15 protein-coding genes and 1 tRNA gene are annotated in these 16,230 nt (G+C 38.9%); 1 reads left to right on the top strand and 15 read right to left on the bottom strand.

Features of this window, described 5'->3' with window-relative positions:
- Positions 1 to 3: 3 nt before the first annotated feature.
- The 13 genes from rnr to AC0C45_RS22750 form a co-directional block, all read right to left on the bottom strand.
- Positions 4 to 2,346 (bottom strand): ribonuclease R, encoded by a 2,343-nt coding sequence (gene rnr, locus AC0C45_RS22690; protein WP_237893111.1) that lies wholly within the window; start codon positions 2,344 to 2,346, stop codon positions 4 to 6.
- A 38-nt stretch (positions 2,347 to 2,384) separates the two neighbouring features.
- The gene (locus tag AC0C45_RS22695) at positions 2,385 to 3,125 is read right to left on the bottom strand and encodes an alpha/beta hydrolase (protein ID WP_013059696.1); all 741 of its coding nucleotides are present in this window, start codon (positions 3,123 to 3,125) and stop codon (positions 2,385 to 2,387) included.
- Positions 3,126 to 3,392: 267 nt separating this feature from the next.
- Positions 3,393 to 3,626, bottom strand: coding sequence for a preprotein translocase subunit SecG (gene secG / locus AC0C45_RS22700; protein ID WP_013059697.1), 234 nt, complete (start codon positions 3,624 to 3,626; stop codon positions 3,393 to 3,395).
- A 209-nt stretch (positions 3,627 to 3,835) separates the two neighbouring features.
- Positions 3,836 to 5,131 carry a phosphopyruvate hydratase gene (gene eno, locus AC0C45_RS22705; RefSeq protein WP_013059698.1) on the bottom strand — a complete coding sequence of 432 codons (1,296 nt, stop codon included), beginning with the start codon at positions 5,129 to 5,131 and terminating at the stop codon, positions 3,836 to 3,838.
- Positions 5,132 to 5,155: 24 nt separating this feature from the next.
- On the bottom strand, positions 5,156 to 6,688 hold the full coding sequence (gpmI, locus tag AC0C45_RS22710) for a 2,3-bisphosphoglycerate-independent phosphoglycerate mutase (protein WP_016765863.1): 1,533 nt from the start codon (positions 6,686 to 6,688) through the stop codon (positions 5,156 to 5,158).
- Complete coding sequence (gene tpiA, locus AC0C45_RS22715; RefSeq protein WP_013085385.1) at positions 6,688 to 7,443, bottom strand: triose-phosphate isomerase; 756 nt, start codon at positions 7,441 to 7,443, stop codon at positions 6,688 to 6,690. Before tpiA ends, gpmI begins: the two co-directional genes overlap by 1 nt.
- Positions 7,444 to 7,618: 175 nt before the next feature.
- Entirely contained in the window at positions 7,619 to 8,803 is a 1,185-nt protein-coding gene (locus AC0C45_RS22720) for a phosphoglycerate kinase (protein WP_013059701.1), read from the bottom strand.
- 309 nt (positions 8,804 to 9,112) lie between these two features.
- Positions 9,113 to 10,120, bottom strand: coding sequence for a type I glyceraldehyde-3-phosphate dehydrogenase (gene gap, locus AC0C45_RS22725; protein ID WP_013059702.1), 1,008 nt, complete (start codon positions 10,118 to 10,120; stop codon positions 9,113 to 9,115).
- A 45-nt stretch (positions 10,121 to 10,165) separates the two neighbouring features.
- Positions 10,166 to 11,194, bottom strand: coding sequence for a sugar-binding transcriptional regulator (locus AC0C45_RS22730; RefSeq protein WP_013085386.1), 1,029 nt, complete (start codon positions 11,192 to 11,194; stop codon positions 10,166 to 10,168).
- 133 nt (positions 11,195 to 11,327) lie between these two features.
- The gene (locus tag AC0C45_RS22735; RefSeq protein WP_013085387.1) at positions 11,328 to 11,576 is read right to left on the bottom strand and encodes a glutaredoxin family protein; all 249 of its coding nucleotides are present in this window, start codon (positions 11,574 to 11,576) and stop codon (positions 11,328 to 11,330) included.
- A 12-nt stretch (positions 11,577 to 11,588) separates the two neighbouring features.
- On the bottom strand, positions 11,589 to 12,899 hold the full coding sequence (gene rpoN, locus AC0C45_RS22740; RefSeq protein ID WP_013085388.1) for an RNA polymerase factor sigma-54: 1,311 nt from the start codon (positions 12,897 to 12,899) through the stop codon (positions 11,589 to 11,591).
- A gap of 286 nt (positions 12,900 to 13,185) precedes the next feature.
- Positions 13,186 to 13,860, bottom strand: a complete 675-nt coding sequence (locus AC0C45_RS22745; protein WP_237893112.1) for a hypothetical protein — start codon at positions 13,858 to 13,860, stop codon at positions 13,186 to 13,188.
- A 201-nt stretch (positions 13,861 to 14,061) separates the two neighbouring features.
- Positions 14,062 to 14,133 (bottom strand) — tRNA-Arg (locus tag AC0C45_RS22750).
- Positions 14,134 to 14,353: 220 nt separating this feature from the next.
- On the opposite strand from AC0C45_RS22750, the gene clpP reads away from it, so the two are divergent.
- The gene (gene clpP, locus AC0C45_RS22755) at positions 14,354 to 14,941 is read left to right on the top strand and encodes an ATP-dependent Clp endopeptidase proteolytic subunit ClpP (protein WP_013059707.1); all 588 of its coding nucleotides are present in this window, start codon (positions 14,354 to 14,356) and stop codon (positions 14,939 to 14,941) included.
- A gap of 32 nt (positions 14,942 to 14,973) precedes the next feature.
- On the opposite strand, the gene AC0C45_RS22760 is transcribed toward clpP, so the two are convergent.
- Positions 14,974 to 15,228, bottom strand: coding sequence for an HPr family phosphocarrier protein (locus AC0C45_RS22760; RefSeq protein WP_013059708.1), 255 nt, complete (start codon positions 15,226 to 15,228; stop codon positions 14,974 to 14,976).
- 28 nt (positions 15,229 to 15,256) lie between these two features.
- Complete coding sequence (gene whiA, locus AC0C45_RS22765) at positions 15,257 to 16,201, bottom strand: DNA-binding protein WhiA (RefSeq protein ID WP_013085390.1); 945 nt, start codon at positions 16,199 to 16,201, stop codon at positions 15,257 to 15,259.
- Positions 16,202 to 16,230: the final 29 nt, after the last annotated feature.

A 16,230-nucleotide genomic window follows, 5' to 3' on the forward strand; every position in this document is an offset into this window, starting at 1 on the left:
CGATTATTTACGCTTTTTCTTTTTGCGCTTAACGTTTGGGGCACCCTCGAAGAATCTCTTTTTCTTTTTCTTCTTTGGCTTTTGAGTAGACCACTCTTCATTTTTGCTTCGGCTGCCCTCGCGAACTTTTCCTTTATCATCTTTGCGTGACTTTTGTTTTGCTTTAATCACTTTAGGACGGTCTTTAGATAAGCGTTTGCGACTTTCTTTCATTCCTACAATAATAAAGTCAACCGAACGCTCGTCTTTATTCACATCGGCGACTTTCACTTCAATTTCGTCTCCAATTCGGAAGACATTGCCCGTTTTTTCTCCAATCATCGCATAGTGACGTTCGTCGTAACGATAATAGTCATCTGTTAAGTCACTGACGTGAACTAAACCTTCAATCGTATTTTCTAGCTCCACGAACATTCCAAAGTTAGTAACAGAGCTAATAATACCATTAAATACTTCCCCAACTTTATCAGCCATAAACTCAGCTTTTTTCATATCGTCCGTTTCCCGCTCAGCGTCAACTGAACGACGTTCCATATTAGAAGAATGCTCAGCAACATCAGGCAGAAGCTCGCGCCATTTTTCTTGCGTTTGCTGATCTGTTTTTCCTTCAATTAAATACGTGCGAATGAGACGATGAACGATTAAATCCGGATAACGACGGATTGGAGACGTAAAATGCGTATAGAACTCAGCAGATAAACCAAAGTGGCCTAAACTTTCTGCTTCATATTTCGCTTGTTTCATCGAACGAAGCATAACAGTTGAAATAACCATCTCTTCAGGCGTGCCTTTTACTTCTTCTAAAATATCCTGTAGCGCACGCGGATGAATATCGTTTCCTGTTCCTTTCACCGTGTAACCAAAGTTTGTAATGAACTCTAAGAAACGAGTAAGCTTCTCTGCATCTGGATCTTCATGAATACGATAAATGAACGGTACGTTCATCCAGTGAAAATGTTCTGCTACTGTTTCATTCGCCGCTAGCATAAATTCTTCGATTAGCTTTTCAGCAACCGAACGTTCACGCAAAATAACATCGTGAGGATGGCCATCATCGTCTACTAATACTTTTGCTTCTTTGAAATCAAAATCAATGGCCCCGCGATCCATTCTCTTTTTACGAAGAATAGCTGCCAGCTTTTCCATACGCTCAAACATCGGAACAATTGGCTCGTAGCGTTCTAACACTTCTTCATCTTTATCCACTAAGATTTTGTTAACGTCTGAATACGTCATTCGTTCTGTCGTTTTGATGACACTTTCAAAAATCTCATGTTTCACTACTTCACCCTGTGGATCGATTTCCATCTCACACGAAAGCGTAAAACGGTTAACTTTTGGATTTAATGAGCAAATTCCATTAGATAAACGGTGAGGAATCATCGGAATAACTCGGTCTACTAAATAGACGCTTGTTCCGCGCTCTGCTGCTTCTACATCAATCGGAGAACCTTCTTTAACGTAGTGACTTACATCTGCAATATGGACGCCTAATTTGTAGTTTCCATTTTCAAGCTCTGTAACCGTTACGGCGTCATCCAAATCTTTTGCATCTGCTCCGTCAATGGTTACAATAACTTGATCACGAAGATCGCGGCGGTTGCCGATATCTTTTTCGTCAATCGTTTCAGGTGTATCAATTGCTTGTGTTAAAGCATCAGCAGGAAATTCTTGAGGAAGACCGTGCTTATGGATAACAGAAATGATATCAATCCCCGGGTCGTTTTTATGTCCAAGAATTTGAACCACTTTTCCTTCTGCATTCATGCGGCCTTCCGGATAGGTCGTCAGTTCTACTACTACTTTATGCCCTTCAACTGCACCGTTTCTTGCTGATTTGGGAATAAAAATATCACCTGCAACTTTTTTGTCATCCGCAATCACAAAGCCAAAATTTTTGCTTTGCGTATACGTACCTACAATTTGCTGAGTACCTCGTTCTAAGATTTTTACAATGGTTCCTTCACGACGAGCACCTGATGATTCTGATGAAACTCTTGCAAGCACAATATCTCCGTGCATAGCATTGTTTGTTTCAGTAGGGGGAATAAATACATCACCCGCATCTTTTTCTTCAGGAACTACGAACGCAAACCCTTTTGCATGTCCGCTTACTTTGCCTTTGACAAAATTCATTTGTTCCGGCAGCCCGTAGCGATCGTTTCTTGCTCGGATAATTAAACCCTTCTCTTCCATAATAACAAGTGCCTTTACAAACTCTTTGAATGACTCTGCATCCTCAGTATTGAATTCTTTTGCAAGCTCTTGGACAGTCAAAGGTTTATAATTATCCCTTTTCATAAAATCCAATATTTCATTTATATAGGGCTGATTTTCTTCTTTCACATCATGTCCCTCCTTTTTCTTTATTCGTATTATCTCTATCACCAATCAAGTGATTCCAAAAATGCATATACATCCTCGTGAAGCTGATCACGCTCTTTATCAAAAGTAATGGTATGACCAGATTCTTCGTACCATTTTATATCTTTTGTGGGAGACTCAACGCTATTATAGATAATATTGGCGCTGTCTGTATTAATCATATGATCATGACGACCTTGTACAACAAATGTCGGTGCATAAATCATATCTACTGAATTTCGCACTTCAGCGATTAATTCCTGTAAAGACTTTAATGTGTTCATTGGTGTTTGCTTGAATTCTTCCATTTCTTGTTCAATCTGTTCAGACGATTTACCTTCACGCTTTTTATATTCGCGTGCATACGCTAAAACACCTTCATACATGACTTCTTCACTCTTTATATACATAGGGGCGCACATAGGCACAATACCCTTTATAGGTACAGTGTAACCTAATTTCAGTGAAAATACGCCACCTAGTGAAAGACCTACAGCGGCAATACTTTCATGACCTTTGCTTTTCAAAAACTCATAGCCGTCCATGACATCTTTCCACCAATCTTTTGGACCAGTATGAACAAGTTCTTCAGGCGCTACGCCATGTCCTTTGTAATGAGGTGCGTGGCATGTGTATCCTTTTTTCTCTAAAAAACGACCTAACATACGAACATCAGCAGAATTTCCGGTAAAACCATGAAGTAATAAAACAGCTTTTTCGCCGCCTTCAAATGTAAATGGCTTTGGTTGTGCAATTTTCATATATCACTTAACTCCTTTTAGTTATAATATCTGCAGTCCTAATAGAAAAAAACATGTATTTATGTGACGGTCATCACATAAAAAGAGATGTAGCCATCAACTTTTACGCTTTTATACTATATTTAGTACTTTTTTCTAAAGCTATATTATATCATTACTTAAAAATGAAATTAAAGTATTCAACACGCCCATTAAAAAACCACCTAATACATAAGTTGGTATACACCAAGTACATATGCATTAGGTGGCAGTCTATCCAGTAACATATTAAAGTTTGAAATAAGATACAGCAAGTGTTAACACAAAGAATAAGATAGATAACACTACTGTCAAACGGTGTAAAACTAAGTCAATTCCACGTGCTTTTTGTTTCCCAAATAACGTTTCAGCTCCACCGGAAATAGCTCCAGATAATCCAGTAGTTTTACTTGATTGTAAAACGACCACAACAATCAAAGCAATTGAAACAATCACTAGCAAAGTAATCAGCAATGTATGCACTAAGACACACCTCCTACACCAAGTAATAGTCCATCAGCGGGGTTTCTTCATCCCTTCTGATTGGCATTACCGGGGATAAAGTACGCGCACTACGCTAAGGTTAATTTATCATAAAAAACCCTCTCGTACAAGTAATGGCAGTGAAATACAACGGATTTTAACGTAAAAAAAACGGACGACAATCGTCATCCGTTTTTTATACTTTCAACTTATTTTTTTAAGTTGTAGAAAGATTTAGCGCCATCGTATACAGCTAGAACACCTAACTCGTCTTCGATGCGTAATAATTGGTTGTATTTCGCAATACGATCTGTACGGCTCATAGAACCAGTTTTGATTTGACCAGCGTTTGTTGCAACAGCGATATCAGCGATTGTTGCATCTTCAGTTTCACCAGAACGGTGAGAAACTACTGCTGTGTAACCAGCACGTTTAGCCATTTCGATAGCTTCGAACGTTTCAGTTAATGTACCGATTTGGTTAACTTTGATAAGGATAGAGTTACCTACGCCTTGTTCGATACCTTGAGCAAGTTTTTTCGTGTTTGTTACGAATAGATCGTCACCAACAAGCTGTACTTTTCCGCCAATGCGCTCAGTTAATAGCTTGTGACCATCCCAGTCATTTTCGTCTAAACCGTCTTCGATTGAAACAATTGGGAATTCGTTAACTAACTGCTCGTAGAAATCTACCATTTCAGCAGAAGTTACGCCTGTACGGCCTTCGCCTGCTAAATCATATTTACCAGTTTCTTTGTTGAAGAATTCAGAAGAAGCTACGTCCATACCTAATTGGATGTCTTTACCAGCTTCGTAACCAGCTTTTGTGATTGCTTCTACGATTACTTCTAATGCTTCACGGTTAGAACCTAAGTTAGGAGCGAAACCACCTTCGTCACCTACAGCTGTGTTTAAGCCTTTAGCAGATAAAACAGATTTTAACGCGTGGAATACTTCAGCACCCATACGGATTGCTTCTTTGAATGTAGGAGCTCCTACAGGTAAGATCATGAATTCTTGGAAGTCAACGTTGTTATCAGCATGAGAACCACCGTTGATGATGTTCATCATTGGAGTTGGTAATTGCTTAGCGTTGAATCCACCAAGGTAACGGTATAATGGAAGACCTACGAAATCAGCTGCTGCGTGAGCTACTGCCATAGATACACCAAGAATAGCGTTGGCACCTAATTTACCTTTGTTTTCAGTACCGTCTAACTCGATCATAAGGCGGTCAATACCGATTTGATCAGTTACGTCCATACCTACTAATTCAGGAGCGATAATTTCGTTTACGTTTTCTACTGCTTTTAATACACCTTTACCTAGGTAGCGAGATTTGTCACCATCGCGTAATTCTACTGCTTCGTATTCACCAGTAGAAGCACCACTTGGTACTAAAGCGCGTCCGAAAGCGCCTGATTCAGTATATACTTCAACTTCAACTGTTGGGTTACCGCGAGAATCTAATACTTCGCGTGCATAAATGTCAAGAATTGCTGGCATTTTAAAACTCTCCTTTATAATTAATTATTTAATTAATGTTTTACCTGTCATTTCTTTTGGCTGTGCTACATCTAGAAGAGTAAGCATCGTAGGAGCTAGATCTCCTAGAATACCATCTTCACGAAGCTCTAAGCCTTGTTTGGTTACGATTACTGGAACAGGATTCGTTGTATGAGCCGTCATTGGATTACCTTCAAGTGTAATCACTTCATCAGCATTACCATGGTCTGCTGTGATGATTGCTGTACCGCCTTTAGCTAAAATTGCATCAACGATTTTGCCTAAGCACTCATCTACTGTTTCAATCGCTTTTACCGTTGGTTCTAGCATACCTGAATGGCCTACCATATCAGGATTTGCAAAGTTTAACAAAATAGCGTCTTGCTTATCGCCTTCGATTTCTGCAAGCAACGCGTCCGTCACTTCATAAGCACTCATCTCAGGTTTCAAGTCATATGTTGCTACTTTTGGTGAATCGATTAAGATACGTGTTTCACCAGGAAACTCTGCTTCACGTCCACCGCTCATAAAGAACGTTACGTGAGGATATTTTTCTGTCTCGGCAATACGAAGCTGCTTTAAGTTATTTTGAGATAATACTTCACCAAGCGTGTTATCTAAGTTATTTGGCTTAAAGGCTACATATCCGTCAACTGTTTCGCTGAAGTGAGTTAAACATACAAAATGTAAGTTTTTCGGATGTTTTTCACCGCGATCAAATGAACGGAAATCTTCGTTTGCGAACGTATTTGAAATTTGAATTGCGCGATCGGGACGGAAGTTGTAGAAAATAACTGCATCTTCGTCTTGAATTGTCGCAACTGGCGATCCGTCTTCTTTTGTAATAACAGAAGGTAAAACGAATTCGTCATAGATTCCATTTTCATACGAATCTTTTACGCACTCTTCAGCGCTTGTATATGATGGACCTTCGCCGTACACCATTGCGCGGTATGATTTCTCTACGCGCTCCCAGCGTTTATCGCGGTCCATTGAGTAGTAACGTCCTGAAAGTGTTGCAATTTCACCAACGCCGTACTCTTCAATTTTTTCATTAAGTTCTTTTAAATACGTTTCAGCAGATTGAGGTGCTACGTCACGGCCATCTAAGAAACCATGAATGTAGACTTTTTCTAAGCCTTCACTCTTAGCTAGACGCAATAATGCATATAGATGTTCGATATGACTGTGTACACCGCCATCAGATAAAAGACCGAAAAGATGAAGGTTTGTACCCTTTTCTTTTGCGTGCTTTACAGCTGCTAGAAGCGTTTCGTTTCGTTCAAACTCGCCTTCACGAATTGCTACGTTTACACGAGTTAAGCTTTGGTACACAATTCGGCCTGCGCCGATGTTTAAGTGACCTACTTCAGAGTTACCCATTTGGCCTTCTGGTAAGCCTACAGCTTCTCCAGACGCCTGAAGTGTAGCATGAGGATACTCGTTCCAGAAACGGTCGAAGTTTGGTTTTTTTGCATGTGTTACCGCATTACCTTTATCTTCATCGCGTAATGCAAAACCATCTAAGATGATTAATGCTACTGGCTTTTTACTCATTACTTACCAGCCTCCAAAAGCTGTAAGAAAGAATCTGCTTCTAAGCTTGCTCCACCTACTAAAGCTCCGTCAATGTCTGATTGAGACATATATTCTTTAATATTAGCAGGTTTTACGCTACCGCCGTATTGAATACGTACAGCATCTGCAACATCTTGAGAGAATTGTTCTGCAACAACGCTACGGATGTATGCACAAACTTCGTTTGCACCTTCAGCAGTTGAAGATTTACCTGTACCGATTGCCCAAATTGGCTCATATGCAATAACCGTTTGCTTTACTTGCTCATCAGTTAGACCAGCTAATGCTTTTTGCACTTGATTAGCTACAACTGTTTTTGTTTGATCTTGTTCGTACTCTTCGTTTGTTTCACCGCAGCAAACGATTGGTGTTAAACCGTGTTTGAATGCAGCAATTGTTTTTTGGTTTACTGTTTCGTCCGTTTCAGCAAACATTTCACGACGCTCAGAGTGTCCTAAAATGACATAGTTCACACCTAAGTCTGCTAAAGCAACAGGGCTCACTTCTCCAGTGAACGCACCGTTTTCTTCAAAGTGCATGTTTTGTGCACCAATTTTTAAGTCTGTGCCTTTAGTCGCTTCTACTAAACGATCTAAAAATAGTGCAGGTGCACATACTACTGAATCTACGCTTTCAGGAGATGGTACTGCTCCTTTTACTTCTTCAACAAAGCTAGTTGCTTCAGAAAGTACTTTGTTCATTTTCCAGTTTCCTGCAATAATTGGTTTACGCATGTATAACACCGTCCTTTGTTTATTGTGGGTTTTCCCTTCACGCGTTAGATGTCCAAGAGGGTGCTGTTAAAAGTGATTCGGTCCCTTTTATCTCTTGGTCATCCATCTTCGCTGCTTGATAATTTTTTATATTATCAGTCGTCAGGTCGGTCCTCCGTCTTACTGAAACATAAACTTACTTATCGTTTAATGCAACTACGCCTGGAAGTTCTTTACCTTCCATAAACTCTAGTGACGCACCGCCACCTGTAGAAATATGGCTCATTTTATCAGCTAAGTTGAATTTTTCAACAGCTGCTGCAGAGTCTCCTCCGCCGATTACTGAATATGTGTCAGTTGCTTCTGCTAAAGCTTCTGCTACTGCTTTTGTTCCGTTAGCAAATGCGTCTAATTCAAATACACCCATTGGTCCATTCCAAATAACTAACTTAGAGTTTTTGATTACGTCAGCATAGATTTCACGCGTTTTCGGTCCTGCGTCTAAGCCTTCCCAATCGCTTGGAATATCTTCAATTGATACAACTTGAATATTAGCATCATTTGAGAAGTCATCTGCTACTACCACGTCCACTGGCATGTAGAAGTTTACTCCGTTTTTCTTAGCTTTTTCCATGAAAGATTTTGCAAGTTCAATCTTGTCTTCTTCAAGAAGTGATTTACCTACTTCATGGCCTAGTGCCTTAATAAATGTGTAAGAAAGTCCTCCACCGATGATTAAGTTATCTACTTTATCAAGCAAGTGGTCAATTACACCGATTTTGTCTTTAACTTTTGCTCCACCAACGATTGCAGTAAATGGACGTTCTGGGTTTGATAATGCTTTTGAAAGCACATCAAGCTCTTTTTCCATTAAGAAACCTGCTACTGCTGGAATATGTTGTGCAATTCCTTCTGTTGAAGCATGCGCACGGTGAGCTGCACCGAATGCATCGTTTACGTACACGTCTGCTAATTCAGCAAATGCTTTTGCTAATTCAGGATCGTTTTTCTCTTCACCTGGGTAAAAACGTACGTTTTCAAGTACTAAAACATCGCCTTCGCTCATGCCGTCGATTGTTTTCTTTACTTCTTCACCAAAAGCTTCGTCAGCTTTTGCAACGTCTTTACCAAGAAGAGCTTGTAAACGTTCTGCAACAGCATTTAGACGTAACTCTTCAACAACTTCGCCTTTTGGACGTCCAAGATGGCTAGCTAAAATTACTTTTGCACCTTGTTCTACTAAATATTGAATAGTAGGAATAGCTGCACGAATACGAGTTTCGTCTGTTACTTTTCCGTCTTTCATTGGTACGTTAAAGTCTACGCGACAAAATACTCGCTTTCCTTTTACATCGATGTCTTTCAACGTTTTTTTGTTCATCGTTAAAAGGCCTCCTTAAGTATTTATGGTACTAAGCAAGTAGGCTTCTATGTAATCATCAATCCACAAACCACCGTAGATTTCATTTTATATATTGGCGCCTTTCTATATAAAGTGAAACTCCAGTTAGCTGCTTATGACGCTTTTTCATGTAGAAGCCAATACATAAATCAAGGAAGAGGGGGTATGCCCCTCTCTTCCTTAGCAAGTCTTATTATAGTCGTTCTATTTTCAGATATCCAATAAAAAAGGAAAGTCTAGTCGATTTCTGTCTTATTGAATAAAATAGAAGCGAATTTTAAGTTATTCTTATAGTCCTTTAGCAGCGATGTATTGAGCAAGGTCTACTACACGGTTAGAATATCCGCTCTCGTTATCGTACCAAGAGATAACTTTAACCATGTTACCTTCCATTACCATTGTAGATAATGCATCGATTGTAGAAGAGTTGATGTTACCATTGTAGTCACCAGATACTAGTGGCTCTTCGCTGTAACCAAGGATGCCTTTAAGATCGCCTTCAGCAGCTTCTTTAAGAGCGTTGTTTACATCTTCAACAGTTACTTCTTTGTCAAGTTCAGCAACTAAGTCTACTAAAGAAACGTTTGGAGTTGGAACACGCATAGCTCCACCGTTTAATTTACCTTTTAATTCAGGTAATACTAGAGATACAGCTTTAGCAGCACCAGTTGAAGTTGGGATGATGTTTTCAGCAGCTGCACGAGCACGACGGTAATCTTTGTGTGGTAAGTCTAAGATTTGTTGGTCGTTTGTGTAAGAGTGAACTGTTGTCATCATTCCGCGTTTAAGACCGAACTTGTCATTTAACACTTTAGCAAATGGCGCTAAGCAGTTAGTTGTACAAGAAGCGTTTGAAATTACGTTGTGGTTAGCCGCATCGTATTTGTCTTCGTTAACACCCATTACGATTGTGATATCTTCGTCAGATGCTGGAGCAGAGATGATTACTTTTTTAGCTCCTGCTTCTAAGTGTTTCGCAGCGTCAGCGCGTTTTGTGAAGAATCCAGTAGATTCAACAACGATTTCTACGCCTTGTTTGCCCCAAGATAATTGAGCTGGGTCACGTTCAGCAGAGATTTCGATTGTTTTACCGTTTACTACTAAGTTGCTACCATCTACTACTACTTCTGCATCTAATTTTCCGTGTACAGAATCATATTTTAAAAGGTGAGCAAGCATGTTAGCATCTGTTAAGTCGTTGATTGCTACTACTTCAACGTTATCATTTTTTAAAGCTGCGCGGAATACATTACGGCCGATACGACCAAATCCGTTAATACCAATTTTTACTGCCATGGGTATTTCCTCCTTGAATGTAAAAAGTATTTTTTATATGAGGGATTAATTAAAATCCCTTACTAACTCTTTTGCGGCGCCTTCATCTGTAATGAGAATCGAATCATGCGCTTGTTGCATAAACGCTTTAATTGCCTTTGCTTTTGATGAACCTCCTGCAACAGCAATAACACATTTATTGTTCTTTAAATCATCGAGTTGTATGCCAACTGTTTTAACTTTATGAACAACTTCGCCTTGATGATTAAAATAGTATCCAAATGCCTCACCTACAGCATGTCCATTTTTCACTTTTTCTAAGTCTGCTTGTGGTGTTTTACGGCGTTCTGCCATTGTCATAGCGTCTCCTATTCCGTGAACAACCATACCAGCGGACTTAATTAAATGAAGCATGTCTTTAATAGATGGTTCACCGATAATGGATCGGTATGCTTCATCACTAAGCTGATCTGGAACATGAAGCAAGCGATAGTGACTCATGGACTTTTCAGCCATCTTAGCACAAATCGTATTTGCTTGGTTTTGTACATTTTCACCTAGCCCTCCGCGAGCAGGTACAAAAAGTACATCAGGGTGTTTTAAATCAGGTGTCATCATTTCGGCAACGGCGGCAAGCGTCGTACCACCTGTAACAGCAACGGTATTTTTTTTACCAACAAGGCGCTCCTTGATACACGAAACAGATGCTCGACCCATTTCATTTTTGACCCAAGGAGACTGATCACTATCTCCAGATACAACAACAACTTCTGATAAAGAAAACGCCTCTTTTAATGTTGTTTCCAATAACCGAAGTCCTGAAACTTCCTTCATTACTTCTTCTAATTCAGCCAGAAGGAGCTCTCCCTCATTTGTAAGCGTCATTCCACTAGGGTAAATGTCAATCAAATCTTGTTCTTTTAAGAATGTTACTTCGCTTCGTAACACACGCTCTGTTAGCCCAAGGCTTACAGCTAAGTTTCTGCGGCCAATCGGCTGCATTAAACGTATGTATTGCAAGATTTGATAGCGCTTTTGCATAACTGAGAGAAGTTCAGGTAATAATTTTCGTTGTACTTCTATTAAAGAACGCATGTTAAAATCCCCTTAAGGCATAAACTCGCTGGACATGTTTCGTCCCGTATAGACATATTATGTCCCACCTTGCGCAAAAAAAATTCACCCTGCTACAAAATCTATTCTAACAGGAGTGAATCCTTTATTCAACTCATGTGTTGCCTATTTTTAAAAGTAAGCGTTTTCTTAATGGAATACCTGTTATTTTTCCATATTCCACTTCTTCTCCGTCCATTTCTACTACAGGAATCGTAAGATGATATTTTTCCAACCACTCATCGTTTTTATAAATATCTCGTTCAATAAGCTGAAAGGGAAAATCCGACTGCAGCTCTGCAAGCAGCTTCTTTGCATCATCGCATAAATGACAGCTATTTTTGGTATACAGTACAACTTCCACATTCCCACTCCTTTACTGCGTGACAAAAAGTTTTCGTTGACTGGATGGTAGAACGTTTAATTGATCTCGATATTTGGCTACCGTTCTTCTTGAAATAGTAACGTTATAATTGCTTTGCAAGACGTTAGCTAACTGCTGATCTGAAAGCGGACGCTGTTTGTTTTCTTCTGATACTAGCTTTTTAAGCAGTTCTTTTACATGAGTTGTAGAAGTCGCTTCGTTGTTGCCCAGTTGAATACTAGTTGAGAAAAAAGATTTCATTGAAAAGGTGCCAAAAGGTGTTTGAATATATTTGTGCCGAGTAGCACGGCTAATCGTCGATTCATGCACGGACGTTTGTTCCGCTACTTCCTTCATTGTTAAGGGTTTCAAATACGAAGGACCCTTTTTAAAAAATGCTTCTTGTTCAACAAGTAAGGTATTCATTAATGCGTTTAATGTATCTTTGCGTGTGTGTAAACTTTTCATAATCCATTGAAATTCACGATATTTCTCTTGTAAATAAGAAAACATTTCTTGGTTTTGCCTGTTTTTCAGCTGGAGTTTGTATTGTTCATTCACTGAAAGGCGAGGTTCCAAATCCTCATTTGCATAAGCAACGACATTTCCATCTTCAATTTTTACAATAAAATCCGGTACAATGAATCGTTCATTGGACTTCATATAAAATGATCCAGGACGAGGATTTAATTTTTTAATCTGTTCATGTAATTGTTGAAGAGCTTCAAGTGAGATTTGACATAACTTTGAGATTTTCATCCATTTTTTATACGCAAATTCCTCAAAGTGATGTGTCAAAATTTGCTCTATTTTTTCTGTCCATTGATTATTCCTTTTTAATTGAAGCATTAAGCACTCTTGTAAACTTCTTGCCCCTACTCCTGCCGGGTCCATCTGCTGCACAAGCTGGAGAGCCTTTTCAACCTGCTCTTGACCTTGACCAAGCTGGTTAGCAAGTATAATTAACTCATCGTGCAAATAGCCAGCATCATCCAGACTATGAATAACAAACTCAACGGCTGCCTGCTCACATTCATCTAATTTTAATAATGCGGATTGATTCATTAAATGTTCGTACAGCGTTTCTTTAGGAGCTGGTATACTGCTCATATAATCTGTTGAATCAGAAGTTGCATGATTTTTTTGATTGTGAGATGTATAAACGGGCAGCTCTGAAAAATCTATAAGCGGATTTTGAAGCGCCTGCTCATGTAAAAACGCTACAATATCCATCGATGAATATTGTAAAAGAGAAATAGCTTGTGATAATTCTTTTGACATCGTCAGCTTTAACGACTGCTGCTGAAATAATCCAATCTCCATTATTTCTCCCCTCCCCTTCATCTATTTTACTATAAAAACGCTTTCAAAGAGCATGTAACTATTTTTTATATGTAATTTTTTCACCAAAAAACCTCCGTCAACCTTTGTTAACGAAGCGATTCATCCTATTTTTAATCACTAACCTTCAAAAAAGTAATAGAGCTATGCACCTTTATAACTTTTCATTATAATTCGTACCAGCCACATGATCCGAGTAATAATCCGACATGACGTTTTCTTCGTCATGTCGAATTTTCTGCATGTGTATAATATATAGAAAAATTGCTTATTGAATGGTTTGTGCCATTTGCATAAACTTGTCCAAGTTTTCTTCGTCATTTTTCGTGAAGATGGTTAGCTTCATTGGTTTCTTTCCTTTAACCAACACCGCGTTTACCGTATGGTCCCCAGATGTAGCTTCATACCAAACAGAATCTTTGAAGATTCCATTCTCTTCAAGATTCTTTTTCTCTGCTGCATTTTTATCAACTGCTGTTGCCGTTTGTTTAACAGATTGAGCAGCGTCGTTCATCGATGCTTCTGGTGAAAGCATTTCAATACGCATGAATTGAGAATCATCTGAAGTTAATACTAGCGCATCTTTTCCTGGTTCTTCACCCGTTAGTTTATAACCGTCCATTACTTGAATAGAATAATCTTGTTCTGGGCTTTTTGTTAGTTTTGTTTCTGAAAAAGATGTTGACTGTCCATCTTCCACTGTTTCGCTAGTTGATGATTGACTTCCTGAAGGTTTGGCTGAGACCTCGGGAGAATCCGCATCTTTTTTCGAATCTTCTTTTGCAGCGCCTGATGTTTGATCAGATTTAGAAGCCTTATCCTGCTGAACATTTTCTGCTTGATCATTAGACTTCGGCTGAGCAGAATCTTCGTTCGTCCCGCATGCAGACAGCAATAGTGCTACCGATGCACTGACAATGAAAAGTTTGTTCACATACTTCATATTTATTCCTCCTCCGTGTTTCTTTTCTTTATATACTGTTTTATAGTATTCTGACAAATTCTGCAACCGGTACAATGGAATTAATTTCTTGCTTCCTTGCGCGTATAAAGGGTTAGAGGAGGAAAATAAATATTATTTTTTGAGAATATGAGCCTTTTTACTCAAAATAAAAAACGTTGCGTAATCCGCAACGTTTTAAGACGCCCTCGACAGGATTCGAACCCACCCTAAGAGAACCGGAATCTCTTGTGCTATCCACTACACTACGAGGGCATATTTGTCACAACTTCCATTATAGGAGAGAAAACTTCTCTTTTCAATAGAATACTACGTTTATTTTTTTTAGAAGGGGGAAAAATTTTAATAATGTCAAAGAGGAATACATAGTCTTTTAAGCGAATATGTGTAGTAGAGGTTCTTTTGTTTGACCTTTATTGACCATACGTGTATTATAGGTACATAACAAATTATTCTTGTTAAGGAGGAATTTAATATGAACTTAATTCCTACAGTTATTGAACAAACAAACCGTGGTGAACGTGCTTATGACATTTATTCACGTTTATTAAAAGACCGCATTATTATTTTAGGTAGCGCTATTGACGATAACGTAGCTAACTCAATCGTTTCTCAGCTTTTATTCTTAGCTGCTGAAGATCCAGAAAAAGATATCTCACTTTATATCAACAGTCCAGGTGGCTCTATTACAGCTGGAATGGCTATCTACGATACGATGCAATTCATTAAGCCAAAAGTTTCTACAATTTGTATCGGTATGGCTGCATCAATGGGTGCTTTCTTACTGGCTGCTGGTGAAAAGGGCAAACGTTTTGCTCTTCCAAACAGCGAAGTAATGATTCATCAACCTCTTGGTGGTGCTCAAGGACAAGCTACTGAAATCGAAATTGCGGCAAAACGTATTCTATTCTTACGCGAAAAACTAAATTCAATTTTAGCTGAGCGTACAGGTCAACCGTTAGAAGTGCTACAACGTGATACAGATCGTGATAATTTCATGACTGCTGAACGCGCTTTAGAATACGGTCTAATTGACAAAGTATTAGAAAACGACCCTAAATAAAAAAAGCCTTTCCCGGAGCGGGAAAGGCTTTTTTATGCGTCGTTCTCTACGTAAGCTACTAACGCATCCATTGCTTCTTTTTCATCTACCCCTTCAACAATGAGCGTAATAAGAGAACCATTATTAATCGCTAAGCTCATTAACCCCATGATACTTTTAGCATTGACTACTTTCTCATCTTTCTTCAAGTACACATCAGATGTAAAACGAGTTGCTTCTTGCACAAACAGTGCCGCAACACGAGCTTGTAATCCCGTTTTTAATTTTACTTCTACTTGTTTCTCCATGATAAAATCCTCCCCCTTGCAATTCCCCTTATGTGACTGGCTGACCGGCGCGAAGCTTGTCTGCTATTTGGTCAATTTTACGCAACCGATGGTTAATGCCCGATTTGCTAATTTGACCTCCAGATACCATCTCACCAAGCTCCTTTAACGTAACGTCTTGGTATTCCACACGCAAACGAGCAATTTCTCTTAGCTTTTCTGGTAAGATGTCTAATCCAGCTGTTTCATCAATATAACGAATGTTTTCCACTTGACGAATAGCCGCTCCGATCGTTTTATTTAAGTTAGCTGTTTCACAATTGACTAAGCGATTAACGGAATTTCGCATATCTCGGACGATTCTTACATCCTCAAACCGTAAAAGAGCGTTATGGGCTCCAATGATATTTAGAAACTCCGTAATTTTTTCAGCTTCTTTCAAATAGTTAATATAGCCTTTTTTCCGTTCTAATGTTTTACTATTCAATTGAAATTCGTTCATTAAATTGCATAAAGCTTCGTTGTGCTCTTCATACAATGAAAAGATTTCAAGATGGTACGATGATGTCTCTGGGTTATTAATAGAACCGCCGGCTAAAAATGCGCCTCTTAAGTAGGATCGCTTACAGCATTTCTTTTGTACTAGCTCTGGTGAAATACGATGTGTAAACGTGAATCCTTCTTCTACAATTTTTAAGTCTTCCAAAAGCATTCTCGTTTTCTCTACTAATCGAACAATATACACATTATTTTTCTTCAATCGCATTTTCTTACGTACAAGCAGTTCTACTGACACATCATAATTTTTCTTAAGCAGGACATAAATGCGCCGAGCAATCGCTGCGTTTTCTGTTTGAACATCAACCGTGAATTTTTTATTCGAAAAAGAAAGTGAACCATTCATTCGAATTAATGCAGAAAGCTCTGCTTTTGCACAGCAATCTTTGACTTCTAAATTCGTTAACTCTTTTTTTGTTTCTGATGCAAATGACATAACTTCACCTCCAATCTACATACGGAAAT

This window comes from Priestia sp. VA7, assembly GCF_055710015.1.

What these genes read in the sequence shown, in the direction of transcription:
- AC0C45_RS22695 (WP_013059696.1), bottom strand. Translation starts at nt 3,125, where the DNA reads ATGAAAATTGCACAACCAAAGCCATTTACATTTGAAGGCGGCGAAAAA.
- eno (WP_013059698.1), bottom strand. Translation starts at nt 5,131, where the DNA reads ATGCCAGCAATTCTTGACATTTATGCACGCGAAGTATTAGATTCTCGC.
- gpmI (WP_016765863.1), bottom strand. Translation starts at nt 6,688, where the DNA reads ATGAGTAAAAAGCCAGTAGCATTAATCATCTTAGATGGTTTTGCATTA.
- tpiA (WP_013085385.1), bottom strand. Translation starts at nt 7,443, where the DNA reads ATGCGTAAACCAATTATTGCAGGAAACTGGAAAATGAACAAAGTACTT.
- AC0C45_RS22720 (WP_013059701.1), bottom strand. Translation starts at nt 8,803, where the DNA reads ATGAACAAAAAAACGTTGAAAGACATCGATGTAAAAGGAAAGCGAGTA.
- gap (WP_013059702.1), bottom strand. Translation starts at nt 10,120, where the DNA reads ATGGCAGTAAAAATTGGTATTAACGGATTTGGTCGTATCGGCCGTAAT.
- AC0C45_RS22730 (WP_013085386.1), bottom strand. Translation starts at nt 11,194, where the DNA reads ATGCGTTCTTTAATAGAAGTACAACGAAAATTATTACCTGAACTTCTC.
- rpoN (WP_013085388.1), bottom strand. Translation starts at nt 12,899, where the DNA reads ATGGAGATTGGATTATTTCAGCAGCAGTCGTTAAAGCTGACGATGTCA.
- AC0C45_RS22745 (WP_237893112.1), bottom strand. Translation starts at nt 13,860, where the DNA reads ATGAAGTATGTGAACAAACTTTTCATTGTCAGTGCATCGGTAGCACTA.
- clpP (WP_013059707.1), top strand. Translation starts at nt 14,354, where the DNA reads ATGAACTTAATTCCTACAGTTATTGAACAAACAAACCGTGGTGAACGT.
- AC0C45_RS22760 (WP_013059708.1), bottom strand. Translation starts at nt 15,228, where the DNA reads ATGGAGAAACAAGTAGAAGTAAAATTAAAAACGGGATTACAAGCTCGT.
- whiA (WP_013085390.1), bottom strand. Translation starts at nt 16,201, where the DNA reads ATGTCATTTGCATCAGAAACAAAAAAAGAGTTAACGAATTTAGAAGTC.